This window comes from Paenibacillus allorhizosphaerae (genome assembly GCF_042659105.1).
GTDB lineage: Bacteria > Bacillota > Bacilli > Paenibacillales > NBRC-103111 > Paenibacillus_G > Paenibacillus_G allorhizosphaerae.
The window spans coordinates 65023-78103 of the sequence record NZ_JBHSRV010000014.1; the positions used below are offsets into that span (position 1 = coordinate 65023).

Consider the following 13081-nt stretch of genomic DNA (forward strand, 5'->3'; position numbering starts at 1 on the left):
CGCAGCGGGTTACCGTTTGACAAGGGAGCTGCGGTATTCCGTAGGAGCGATGGCGTAATGACGCTTGAACTGCTTCGAGAAATAGAGCGGGTCCTGGAAGCCGACGGAGGAAGCGATTTGTTCGACCGTCAGCTCGAGCCGTTCCCGCAGCAGGTGCCGCGCTTTGTCGAGCCGCAGCCTTTGCAGGAAGGTGACCGGCGTCAGGCCGGTGTGCTGCTTGAACAGCGTGGACAAATAAGCGCGATTGTAGCCGAGCGCCGCCGCCATCAGCTCGATGGTAATCGGCTCCGCATATTGCGCGGATAAGTAGTTTAGCGCCTGCTGCACGATCTGGTCGCCGCCGGATGTTAGCTCCGGCGCGTTTTTTTGCTGCGGCATCAACGCATCGGCGTACTCGCCTAGGAGCAGCTGCAGGCAGCCGTTCGCCTTCAGGTTGGAGCCGGGACTGCGCGACTGGAAGGCGCTTTGCACCTGATGAAAAAGCACGGCGATATGCCGCTTGTTCCCGGTGTGCACGATCGGCTGCTCGGAGCTGAGCCCGATGTCCCGGAGCATGGTTGCGGCTTCCGTTCCCTCGAAGGCGATCCAGCGGTAATGCCACGGGTCTTCCAGATCGGCCATATAGTTGATCAGTTTTCCGGGCTCGATCAGGAAGCTGTCGCCTGCGCCGAGCTCGTAAGTGCGCCCTTGGCACGTGTAGACGCCTTTCCCGGATACGATATGATGAAGCAAGTAATAGTCGACGATTTTCGGCCCGGGCCTATGGCCGGGCTTTGTCTGGCTATGGCCGGAAAAAAGCACGCTCAGCCTCCCGGAATCGATACCGGGCCTGGGGTTCGAGACGACGTAGTAGCTTTCCGGACGTTTGGGCGGTGCAGGAATGGACATAGCGCTTGGCTCCTTTATACCGGACTTCGGTCGTTTACGTAGAAGTATATCATGAACCTGCGGATGACTATATCGTAAAATCTAACATTTTTCCATGCAGGAATTACATCGTTCCATAGTGAATTTAGGAAGCGCAAGCTATACTTTACATCATGACAGAAGATTCTACGCGTTCAACGGAAAATCGTATACCAAACAAACCAATCGACGAGGTGACTGAGGTTATGGCACAAATTCAGGCAATGCAGCAGACGTTCAAGGAGTTTTACGGAGAATCCGGCGAGCACCCGGTACACGTATTTCACGCGCCGGGCCGCGTCAATCTGATCGGCGAGCATACGGACTACAACGGAGGCTACGTGTTTCCGGCGGCGCTGACGTTCGGCACGACGCTGCTCGCCCGCAAGCGAAGCGACGGCCAGGTGGGCTTTGCCTCTACCAATTTTCCGCTGCGCAAACATATATCCATTCAGGACATGACGTACCGCGGGGAAGACGAGTGGATGAATTACCCGAAAGGCGTCATTCGCGAACTGCAAAATCGCAATTTGTCCGTAGGCGGCTACGACCTGCTTTACAGCGGGGCCATTCCGAACGGTTCGGGCCTTTCCTCCTCCGCTTCGATTGAAGTGGTGACGGCGTTCGCGCTGCTGACGCTGGAAGGCCACCCGGCGGATAAAGTGGACATCGCGCTGCTCGCACAGAAGACGGAGAACGAATTCATCGGCGTCAAATGCGGCATCATGGATCAGTTCGCGGTGGCGATGGGCAAGAAGGATCATGCGATTTTGCTGATGTGCGATACGCTCGAATACAAGCATGTGCCGTTCCAAAGCGGCGCGTACCGTCTTGTGATCGGCAACACGAACAAAAAGCGCGGGCTCGTCGATTCCGCGTATAACGAAAGACGCGCGCAGTGCGAGCAAGCGGTTCAGGAGCTGAAGGCGAAATATCCGGAGCTGACGCTGCTCGGCCAGCTGTCGCTTGCACAGTTCAACGAGTCGCAGCATTTGATCCAGGACGAAACCGTGCGCCGGCGCGCCCAGCACGTCGTGGAAGAGATCGACCGCGTGCTGCAATCGATGAAGGTATTGGAGCAGGGGGACTTGGCCGCATTCGGACAGCTCATGATCGGCTCGCACAATTCCCTCCGCGATTTGTACGAAGTGACCGGCTTTGAACTGGACACGATGGTGGAAGCGGCACTGGCCGTTCCCGGGGTGCTCGGCTCGCGCATGACCGGTGCGGGCTTCGGCGGTTGCACGGTATCGCTCGTGCACGAGGACAGCATCGAGCGGTTCAAGGACGAAGTCGGCCGCGTATACAAGGAGAAAACAGGGCTGACGGCGGACTTTTACGTATGCGATATCGGAGACGGCGTGACGGAGTTGGCTTAAACGGCAAGGCCGGACGAACGGTGATGTAAGCGAAGGCGATAGAAGGCGTTACATGGCAATGTAACAACAATTCAGGCGGAAGGCGTGATTCATATGGCGATATTGGTTACAGGCGGAGCGGGATATATCGGATCGCATACGGTGGCGGAGCTGCTCGACAAGGGGGAACAGGTCGTTATCGTTGACAACCTGCAGCAGGGGCACCGCGATGCGCTGCTGGGCGGCAAGCTATACGCAGGCGATTTGCGGGATGCCGATTTCATGGATACGGTGTTCAAAGAAAACGAGATCGACGCCGTCATTCACTTTGCGGCGAACTCGCTGGTCGGCGAAAGCATGCAAAATCCGGGAAAATATTATCATAACAACGTTTACGGCACGCTATGCCTGCTGGAAAAAATGAACGAATACGGCGTAAAGAAGATCGTATTCTCTTCGACAGCGGCGACATATGGCGAGCCGGAGAACGTCCCGATTCTGGAGACGGACCGGACGCTCCCGACAAACGCATACGGAGAAACGAAGCTGGCGATGGAAAAAATGATGCGCTGGTTCGACACGGCCCACGGGATCAAGCACGTATCCTTGCGCTATTTCAATGCAGCCGGGGCGCACGAAGGCGGGCGTATCGGCGAAGATCACTCGCCGGAGACGCATCTGGTGCCGCTCGTGCTGCAAGTGGCGTTAGGGCAGCGGCCGCATATTTCGGTCTTCGGAGACGATTACGCGACAGCGGACGGCACGTGCATCCGCGACTACATTCATGTCACCGATTTGGCGGACGCTCATATTCTTGCCGTCGAGAAGCTTCGCGCCGGCGGAGAGAGCGGGATTTATAACCTCGGCAGCGGCACAGGATTCTCGGTGAAGCAAGTGATCGAGATCGCCCGCAGCGTTACCGGACATCCGATTCCGGCGGTGATCGAGGCGCGCCGCGCGGGCGACCCTGCGACGCTGATCGCTTCCTCGGAACGCGCGCGTGTCGAGCTCGGATGGAAGCCGAAGCGCGACAGCATGGAGCAGATTATCGCTTCCGCCTGGAAGTGGCACCAGGCTCATCGGGACGGCTACGACAAGTAAGGCTGGGAGGGGAAAGCGATGAAGGATACAACCATTTCTACGTCGCGCGAACGGGAAGCCGCGTACGGCATCAAGCGTCTGCTGCAGTTCGGATTGCGCCATAAGCTGCTTGAGCCGCTTGACGCGTATGCGGCCCGTAATAGCTTGCTCGATCTTCTGAGGATCGGCGAGCCGTATGAAGGCGAGACCAGCGAAGATGCGGCGGAAAGCCCGGACGAGCTGCTTGAGCCGTTGCTCGACTATGCAGCGGAGATCAGCGTGCTTGAAGACAATAACACGACGCTGCGCGACCTGCTCGATGCGCGCATGATGGGATACTTGATGCCGCGGCCGTCGGAGGTCGTACACCGGTTCTGGACTGCGGCGAGACGGGACGGAATCCGGCAGGCGACGGACGAGTTCTATAAGCTGTGCATCGATTCCAACTACATCCGCATGGACCGGATACGAAAAAACATGTATTGGCTTGCGCCGACCGAATTCGGCGATCTGGAGATCACGGTCAATCTCTCGAAGCCGGAAAAAGATCCGCGCGAAATCGCATTGCTCAAAAATGCGCCGCAAAGCCATTATCCCAAATGTTTGCTGTGCATCGACAATGTCGGGTACGCGGGACGGGTCAACCATCCGGCCCGGCAAAACTTGCGCGTCATTCCGCTGGAACTGACCGGAGAGCCGTGGTATTTGCAATATTCTCCTTATGTGTATTATAACGAGCACAGCATCATTTTCGACCGCGAACACCGTCCGATGAAGACGTCGAAGCAGACGTTCGAACGTCTGCTTGATTTCATCGAACAGTTCCCGCATTATTTTATCGGCTCCAACGCCGATTTGCCGATCGTCGGGGGATCGATATTGAATCACGACCATTTTCAAGGCGGCCGTCATACGTTCCCGATGGAGAAGGCGCCGGTCGAAGCAAGTTTCAGCCATCCGGATTATGCGGGCGTCAAGCTCGGAATCGTCCGCTGGCCGCTGTCGGTGATCCGTATTTCCAGCCATCACCGCGAGCAGCTGCTGAAGCTTGCGGGCGTCATTCTGGAATCGTGGAAGCAGTACAGCGATCCGGCGCATGACCTTCTTGCGTTCACCGAAGAAGCGGGAGGAGCGCAGACGCCGCATAACACCATTACGCCGATCGCGCGCAGCAACGCGGCAGGCGAATTCGAGCTCGATCTTGTGCTGCGCAACAACCGTACGAGTGAAGAGCACCCGGACGGCATTTTCCATCCGCACCGCGAGCTGCATCATATTAAGAAAGAGAACATCGGGCTGATTGAAGTCATGGGTCTTGCCGTGCTGCCGGGGCGGTTGAAGGATGAGCTGGAGCAGGCGGCGGAGCTGTTGACCGGCGCATCCGCGCTGGATGAGCGCATTAGGCAGCAGCCGGAGCATCCGCTGCAGAAGCATGCCGCATGGCTTCAAGCGCTGATCGAACGGTACGGCACCGCGATGTCCGCGGAAGAAGCGGCGGAAGCGCTGCGGACCGAGGTCGGCCGCAAGTTTGCCGACGTGCTGCGCGATGCAGGCGTCTATAAATGCACCGAAAGAGGCCGGGATGGGTTCCGTACATTTTTGCGGCAATTGGGCTTTCAGGAATAAGATCATCGTTTGACCGGATTCGTCCGCCTGCTGGCGGGCGAATTTTTTTGCGCTTATACCGAGTTTGGAGTCGATTGGAACGAAATTGTCTAACCTGAAACGGATAGCTACCTGACATGGTTCGTTTGAATCTGAAAACGTGTTAACAATTCGCATGCATGGGATATAAATAGTAGTTTATTACAAAAGATTGTACCAAAAGTACTATAATTCATGTTATAATACATTACACATTGATAACACGGAGATAAGGGGGCGGGGATAATATGTTTGATTGGCTTGGAATTAGAAAAGGGTTGCCCCTCTGGCGGTCGTATCGTTTAAATCGCGGCTCCAAGGAAGATGTGGAGCATATTTTCGAAGGCATTGCACATACGCGGATGGAATTGCTCCAGGATTGGACCAATGAATATTGGGGCCATTTGGATCGGTTGCTTGAACAGCTACATTCCGCGAAAAACGGTGATGGTTTATGGGAAGCGCCGGATTCGTCGCTATGGGATCGGCTGTTTGCCAAAGCGATGGACCGCGCGAATGATTTTACGGAAATTTTTTTGCTAAGCAGCCAAGGGACGGTTGCATTCAGTACATACCGCGGGCATTTAGACGCCCGGCATGACGAGAAGAGTCCGTTCTTTCCCGGATTGCACGATTCCAAAGGGAATGGCGAAGGCAGGAAGTGCCTGTTCGGACCGTATCCCGACCTGATGACGCTGAAGATCGGGCCCCGCAGTTCTTCGTTCCACGACAAAATGACGCTGCTTTTCATCGTTCCGATTATGGAAGAAGGGCAATGGAACGGGGCGCTGTGCGGCAGGGTGCCGAACGATGTGCTCGGCGACCTTATTCAGCGGGAGTCGGGGCATGTGTATCCCGATTCGGGCGACAACTATATTTTCATGGCCCGGCCGGGCCTGCAGAACCATATCGTACCCGGGACGGCGCTGTCGCGGAGCCGGTTCGAGGACCGCACATTCACGCACGGCGAAAATTTGAAAGACGGTGTAATGACGGATTGGGGCATCGTAACTGTAAAGGAACATACGGAGCTTGAGCTGATGTTCACCGACCCGGCGACCGGAGAACTGCATCCCGGCGTTGCGAATACGATCAAGAACGGAAACAATTTGTTCGTTGCCTTCCCGGGCTACTCGGATTACCGGCATATCCCGGTAATCGGCAAAGGCGTTACGTTCCAGCTTCCGCACTGCCCGGACGTATGGGGGATGATGTGCGAAGGCGATCTGGAGGAAGTATACCGGATTCGCAGCATCGGTTGGAAGCTGTTTCTGCTTCAGTTCTCGCTGCTTTTAGGATTCGGGCTCCTGACCGCGGCGCTGGCTTATTTGATCGTCTCCAGAGGAATGTCGCCGCTGTGGGTAGCGCTTCTAATCGGAGCGTTTCAACTCCTTGGCGGCTTCGGCATATCCGCCGTCCTTCACCGGAAAGGTGTGGCGCCGGTTGTGAGCGCTCTGCAGCGGATCAACCGGTTTATCCGGATCAACGCGGAAGGCAAAGGCGATTTGACGCAGCGGCTGAAGCCGGATGCTTTCGCCGCGGACGAGACTCGGGAGCTGGCCAAATGGATCAATAATATGATCGATTCGCTCGAAGGCATCATGCTCCAGGTGAAGCAGGCGGCGGAGGAGGTGCTGGTCAGCCAGCAGGTGCTGAATGAATCGGCGGACACGACGGCCGGTTCTACCGAACGGGTGAGCGACCGGATTCATCACATGATCGGCAGCATACGCAGCCAGCTCAAAGATATCGACGTCGCGAAAGACGTCGTCGGCGATATGCAGGGAACGCTACGCGTCCTGGAAGAAAAGGCGAAGCAGCAAATTGAGGTCGCGCACAGCGAGGTCGAGCGGATCGGCGAGAAAATGTCGCAAATTTCCACCAAGGTGGCCGATACGAATAATACGATCATGACGTTTATGGAGACGACGCAGCAAATTCGCAGCGTGCTGCAGGTCATCGATGAGATATCGGCACAGACGAACCTGCTTGCACTGAACGCATCCATCGAAGCAGCGCGCGTCGGTGAACATGGCCGGGGCTTTGCCGTGGTGGCAGGGGAAATCCGCAAGTTGGCCGATTTGACACGCAAATCGACGGAGGAAATACACGATACCGTTCAATTGATCGTCCGGAATGCGCAGAATGCGTTTGCCTCTATGAAGGAAGGTACGCAGGTCGTGAAGGAAGGGACGCAGCTGGTGGCAGCCGCTTCCGAGCTGCTTAGCGGCGCAAGCGGTGATGATTCTCTCAAAACGCAAATCGTCGAAGAAGTCGTGGAATTGATGGAGAAGATTGCCGCGGTCAGTATGGACAACCGGAAAATATCCACGGAAGTGGAAAGCCACGTTCAAGAGCTGTTGACCGATATCGGTGGCGTACGGCATACTTCGAATCACGTTGAAGCCATTACCGCGTTTTTGCAGCAGCTCGTCAATCAATTCCGGCTTACCGAAGCCCGCCGCAGATAGAGGAAATATATCATTTTTAATTGCAAGTCATAAAGCCCAAATCGCACGGTACCATTGTAACGCAAGCTCCTGATCCGGGGCTTGCGTTATTTTTTTTCCTGCTGCTTGCCAATAATTGCGGGTTGTTGCCGCTTGTGACACCCGGTACAATCGAATGGACGAAAGGAGTCGATATCATATGAAAAAATGGACAATCGCATTATTTTGCGCTTGTATGTTTCTTTTTTCATTTGCTGCGCCTCCCGATCATGCCAGTGCCGCGGCGGCGACACTCAAGCAGGGTAGCGCAAGCGGTGATGTATGGGATGTGCAGTACCGTTTGAAGGTTCTAGGTTATTATGAGCAACCGCTCGATGGAAAATACGGGGCCAATACTACATCGGCCGTACGCCGTTTTCAACAAAATTACGGACTGCCGGCGGACGGTATTGTGGGCGATCGCACATGGGCGATGCTGAAGAAATTTTCGCTGAGCCAAACCGAGATGGATATGATGGCTCGTATCATATATAGCGAAGCTCGCGGAGAATCGTATACGGGACAAGTAGCCGTAGGCGCGGTCGTGATGAATCGCATTCAGTCGTCGTTATTTCCTAATACGATACAAGGCGTCATTTTTCAGTCGAGAGCCTTTACGGCCGTGGATGACGGGCAATATTGGCTGACGCCGAACCGCACCGCTTACTTGGCGGCTTTTGATGCCGTTCGCGGGTGGGACCCGACGGGGAATGCGCTCTATTATTTTAACCCGGATACGGCTACCAGCGCCTGGATCTGGTCGCGTCCGCAGACGGTCCAAATCGGAAAACATATTTTTGCCAAATAATCGAACCTGGCTCAACATTGTAACCAGTGCCGTCAGGCGCTGGTTTTTTCTCGTTATCGAATCGGGAGGTCCGAGAAAAAATAAATATAACCAATAAACACTTACCGCGGATGAATCTCTTCCGTGTACAATGAAGGCGATCTTGCGGAGCCAACGAGTAGGCGTCCGTACTACTGAATAGAGGAGGAGTTGTTTTGTTCCATAGAGCAGGCATCATCCCGGTACACCAATTAAGCGAATCGCAGTTAGAGCGAGTGCGGGCGCTGGAACAATGCTGCAACACGCACGACGGTATTACGTTAAAGCTCAATTGGGAGATGGTGGAGCGCCGGAGTGGGGAAGAGATCAATGACTGGCTGTATACTGTCGACGGACAAATCGTCGGCTTTCTGGGCATGTACGTACTGAAACCTAGCGAGGCGGAATTAAGCGGAATGGTACATCCCGATTTCCGCAGGAAAGGCATTTTCCGCAAACTGTTGCAGGCTGCGACAGATGAGTGTAAGCGCAGAGGAATTCCTAACCGCATATTGATCGTACAGCGCGGATCGGAATCGGGCCATGCTTTGGCTGAACATCTCGGCGCGGCTTATCAATTCTCAGAGTATTGGATGGAGTTATCGGACGAACACAGCCATGAAGAGGGTATTGCCGGACCGTCTGCCAGCCAAATTTCCTTGCGACCTGCGGTGGAATCGGATCTGAATCTGCTGGTCAGGTTGGATGTGTCCGGTTTCGGCGTATCGGAAAACGACGCCAAAACGTTCAATCGGCGCATTGCGGCATCCGAGGGAGAACTGCGTTTGATTGCCGAACTGGAGGGCGTTCCGATCGGAAAGCTGAACATTCTACTTCACGGGGGCGGGTTCATATTCGGCTTTTGCGTTCTTCCGGAGTACCGCGGAAAAGGTCACGGCCGGGCCATTCTCGCCGAAGCCATTCGCCTGGTACGATCCAGACGGCTTTCCGGAAAGCTGGCGCTGGAGGTGGCGGCAACCAATTCCCACGCGCTTGGTTTATACAAATCCGTAGGATTTGTGGAGTGTAACATTAATGATTATTACGCTTGCCAATAGCAGGGGCTCATTGTTTCCCGTTCTCGGCAAAAGTCTACAATAGCGCAGCGGAGCGAACGCTCTGCTGCGCTTAGTGCGGATGCTTGAATCGGTTATTCCACTTGCCGTTCGTATTATGGAAGAAAACGATAACGATGGAAATGCCGAAAACGAGGTATAAAAAAGAAAAAGGCGACGGCGGTTATACGCCTCTGCCTTCTTTGTGCGCTTGCACGATCAAGAAATGCGGTTGCTTCATCAGGCGCTCATACCATCGCGGAGCGGGTGATGTTTCCGGGAATGCTGCAACAGGCTGTGGTTCAACGACGCGGTCGAGCGTAAAGCGCTCCGTCGTTTCGTTAATGATCATTTGAAGCGGTCTGCGGTAAAAAGTAACCTCAACCAAACCCGCTTCCTTCTTATCCCACTGATCGACCAATACCTCGTGAGCGTAATAGTCCGGCCGCTGGAATATCGTAAAGTCCATAAAAGGATGATGGACGGAAAAAAGTAGCTGCCCGCCGGGCTTCAGAACACGATGGAATTGCCGGAATACGGGCGCCCAGTCTTCGATATAGTGCAAGGTTAACGAGCTTACAATATGATGGAACGTCTCGTCTTGAAACGGGAGCGGCTCGCTCATATCGTAAGCTATTATTCGGGCTTGGCCGCCGACTCTTCGCTTGGCCGCTTCCACCATATCGGGGCTCAGATCGATCGCCGTCGTTGTTGCACCGCGTTGTACCAATTGCTCCGTGTACCAGCCGGCGCCGCGCATCCCGCATCGAGAACGGCCAGTCCGCTCATATCATCCGGCAACAGCTTCATCATAGCCGGACGCTCGTAATGTGCGTTATAAGGGCTCTCCGTATCGACGTTGTGCTCGTAATCTTTCACCAGCCTCGAATAAGCCTCCAACACTTTCTCTTTCATTCTCGGCACCTCCATATCGAATAGATTCGGTTGCGGTGGGAATTTGGTCCAGACGCATTCTACAATATCACTTCTTTGCCGGCGAGTGCCAGTATGGATTTGAAGTTTTGGTCGATTGCGATCACGATCTTCAGACTCGTCGTTTCTAAAAAAGTTTTTAGGTAACATTTGGATATGGCGACGCGTCTATAACTAGGATGTGGAAAACAATGGATTTATAGGAGAAGAACGGAGGAGTTCGTAGTGAAGCGGTTGTATGTAATCATGATTTGCATCCTGGCGGTGGCCATGTTCACGTCGGGCTGCAGCCTGGGTATGCCGGGAGCGGGGGCGGAAAAGTCAGCCGGGACGTTGAAGCAGCTAGGGAAAAACGAAACGGCGAGCATCAAGGTGCTGTATTATGACAAAAACATGTTTTTCCAGCAGTTCGGCAATTTGTTCATGGCCAAATATCCGAATATTGACGTCGATGTTATTTCCACGCAAGGCATCTACGGCCCCAATACCGACTACAAGGTCGAATTCGCCAAACTGATCGAGACGGAGAAACCGGATGTTCTTCTGTTTCCTTCGATGGATATGTATGAGCAGTGGGCGATGGACGGAAAGCTGTTCGCCATCGATGATGTCATCAAGCAGGACAAGTTCGACGTGGAAAATATATTGCCTGCGGTGACCGAGTATATCAAGGCAAAAGGAAACGGCAAGTTGTACGGCTTGTCGCCGAATTTCTCCAGCCAGGCGTTGTTCTATAATAAAGATTTGTTCGAGAAACACGGCGTACCGCTGCCTAAGGATCAGATGAGCTGGGCGGAGCTGATTCAACTGGCCAAACGGTTTCCGACCGACGGGCAAGGCGACGCGCGCATCTATGGTTATGCGGCGAATTATTCGATGAACGGCGGCAAAGATGTCGGCTACTATTATTGGAACGCCATCGGCGGGACGCAGGGGCTGTCCTTTGTCGATCCGAACAGCATGAAGGTGAGCATGAAGTCGGAAGGGTGGAAAAACGCACTGCAATTGACGGTAGATGCGCTGAAATCAGGCGCGTTTTATACCGCTCAGAATTCGTCGAATCCGATGATGATGCAGACGATGCAGGATTATTTGAAAAGGAATTTGTTTGTGTCGGGAAGAGTGGCCATGACGATGGACGGCTCTTACCTGATCGAAACGCTGCGACAGGCGAAGGAAACGCTGAAGGACGTCAATCCCGTGAACTGGGATATGGTGACCGTGCCGGTAGATCCGCAAAATCCGAACGTTGCGGGCAGCGTATCGGTCAACAGCTTGTTCGCTATCCGTGGCGATACGGACAATCGGCGGGCGGCTTGGGAATTTATCAAGTATGTGAACAGCGAAGAAATGGCAAGAATTACGTCCAAATCCACTACCGGCGGGCTAATGTCGCGCGTTGCGTACCTGAAAGATAAGGACGGTCATAACATGGAGGCGTTTTATAAGCTGAAGCCCAATGAGAACAGCTTGTACAAAGGCGCCGAGAAAATTCCGGCCGGTTTTTATACTCCATTTAGCCAGTTGGCGGCGCAGACGGTGCAGGACGTGGTGGACGGCAAGCAAACGGCGGACGATGCGTTGAATCAATTGCAGGAAAAAGGCCAGGAAATATTAATTAAAGCGAGACAGGAACAGGAAGCCAAAGATAGTGCGGAAAAGGCGGGGACTGCGGAGAAGCCGTAAACGTAATATGAAGAACCAGTGCCGGTAACTTAAGGCGCTGGTTTTTTCGTATGAGCTCCGCCGGGCGATATTCTCCATCGTTCGGGGCATAGTAACGTAACAACTGGTAAAGGAGGAAGCGGCATGCGAAACGGCAATAAAGCGGCAGCCAACCTCATTCTGGCCATCGGAATCTTTATCGGTACGACCGGACACGTCCGCGCGGACACGCCGCCTTTGACGTTTGCCGTACTTAGCGATATTCACGTGCAGAGCTGGGACAAGCGATCCATCCGCAAATTCGGCGCTGCCCTGGGCGATTTGAAGAAAGCGGCGCCACAAACGCAAGCGCTTGTGCTTAACGGGGATTTGGGCAACGGAGACCCGGACGACTACCGGATGCTGAACCGTATACTGGAACGTCATCCGCATCCTGCCAAGGTGTATTATACGATTGGCAACCACGAGTTTTATAAGGCATGGCACGACCGGTTCCGCCGCCCGGCCATGGAGACGTTCCCGAACGGGGAGTCCGAGCAGGACTCCGTCTCCCGATTTTTGCGGCAGAGCGGCGAATCGAAAGTATATTACAAGCGAATCCAGAAAGGCTTCACCTTTCTTTTTCTCGGAACGGAGCGGTACCGGCAGACGGACCCATCCAACAAGGAAAACGCCTTCCTGTCGAAGGCGCAGCTGGAATGGCTATCGCGGCAGTTGAAAGAAGCGGACAGAGACGGAAAGCCGATCTTCGTCTTCTTGCATCAGCCGCTTCCGGGGACGGTATCGGGCAGCGATACGCCGGGGAACAAAGGCATCGTACAGGCGGAAGAGCTTCGCACAAGGCTTTCCGCTTATCCTCAGACCATTTTGTTCACCGGGCATACGCATTTTGAATTGTTGCTGCCGCGAACCGTAGTGCGCGATAAGTTCACTATGGTCAACTGCTCGTCCGTGGGTGACCCACGCAAAGGTTCGGACGAGCCGTATCCGCCGGATCAAGGCAGAAGCGAAGGGATTATCGTGGAAGCCTACTCGGACCGTGTGCTGATCAAGGGAAGAGAGTTCCATGAACGGCGATGGCTCGGCTCCTATATACTCAAATACAAGTAGGTACGACCCCAACGG

The 13081-nt window shown here is 54.4% G+C and carries 9 protein-coding genes and 1 pseudogene; 8 read left to right on the forward strand and 2 right to left on the reverse strand.

The window, feature by feature from the left end; all coding sequences use genetic code 11:
• Positions 1-9: 9 nt before the first annotated feature.
• Positions 10-888 (reverse strand): AraC family transcriptional regulator, encoded by an 879-nt coding sequence (locus tag ACFQI7_RS30900; protein ID WP_218101618.1) that lies wholly within the window; start codon positions 886-888, stop codon positions 10-12.
• A gap of 224 nt (positions 889-1112) precedes the next feature.
• Here ACFQI7_RS30900 and ACFQI7_RS30905 point away from each other — a divergent pair, with 224 nt between their 5' ends.
• From ACFQI7_RS30905 to ACFQI7_RS30930, 6 genes are all read left to right on the forward strand, one after another.
• The gene (locus tag ACFQI7_RS30905; protein ID WP_218101617.1) at positions 1113-2285 is read left to right on the forward strand and encodes a galactokinase; all 1173 of its coding nucleotides are present in this window, start codon (positions 1113-1115) and stop codon (positions 2283-2285) included.
• Between the two features lie 93 nt (positions 2286-2378).
• The gene (galE, locus tag ACFQI7_RS30910) at positions 2379-3365 is read left to right on the forward strand and encodes a UDP-glucose 4-epimerase GalE (RefSeq protein ID WP_218101616.1); all 987 of its coding nucleotides are present in this window, start codon (positions 2379-2381) and stop codon (positions 3363-3365) included.
• A gap of 18 nt (positions 3366-3383) precedes the next feature.
• Positions 3384-4970, forward strand: a complete 1587-nt coding sequence (locus ACFQI7_RS30915) for a UDP-glucose--hexose-1-phosphate uridylyltransferase (RefSeq protein ID WP_218101615.1) — start codon at positions 3384-3386, stop codon at positions 4968-4970.
• 266 nt (positions 4971-5236) lie between these two features.
• Positions 5237-7459 carry a methyl-accepting chemotaxis protein gene (locus ACFQI7_RS30920; protein ID WP_218101614.1) on the forward strand — a complete coding sequence of 741 codons (2223 nt, stop codon included), beginning with the start codon at positions 5237-5239 and terminating at the stop codon, positions 7457-7459.
• 178 nt (positions 7460-7637) lie between these two features.
• Positions 7638-8285: a spore cortex-lytic enzyme gene (sleB, locus tag ACFQI7_RS30925; protein WP_218101613.1), complete on the forward strand. Its 648-nt coding sequence runs from the start codon at positions 7638-7640 to the stop codon at positions 8283-8285.
• A gap of 194 nt (positions 8286-8479) precedes the next feature.
• The gene (locus ACFQI7_RS30930; protein ID WP_218101612.1) at positions 8480-9361 is read left to right on the forward strand and encodes a GNAT family N-acetyltransferase; all 882 of its coding nucleotides are present in this window, start codon (positions 8480-8482) and stop codon (positions 9359-9361) included.
• Positions 9362-9542: 181 nt separating this feature from the next.
• Here the strand turns inward: ACFQI7_RS30930 and ACFQI7_RS30935 are convergent.
• Positions 9543-10273, reverse strand: a pseudogene (locus tag ACFQI7_RS30935) (class I SAM-dependent methyltransferase).
• 243 nt (positions 10274-10516) lie between these two features.
• Between ACFQI7_RS30935 and ACFQI7_RS30940 the strand changes: the two are divergent.
• Both ACFQI7_RS30940 and ACFQI7_RS30945 read left to right on the forward strand, forming a co-directional pair.
• The gene (locus tag ACFQI7_RS30940; RefSeq protein ID WP_230415424.1) at positions 10517-11977 is read left to right on the forward strand and encodes an ABC transporter substrate-binding protein; all 1461 of its coding nucleotides are present in this window, start codon (positions 10517-10519) and stop codon (positions 11975-11977) included.
• Positions 11978-12100: 123 nt separating this feature from the next.
• A complete protein-coding gene (locus ACFQI7_RS30945) occupies positions 12101-13066 on the forward strand; it encodes a metallophosphoesterase family protein (protein ID WP_218101611.1) in 966 nt (321 codons plus the stop codon).
• The last annotated feature ends 15 nt before the right edge of the window (positions 13067-13081 follow it).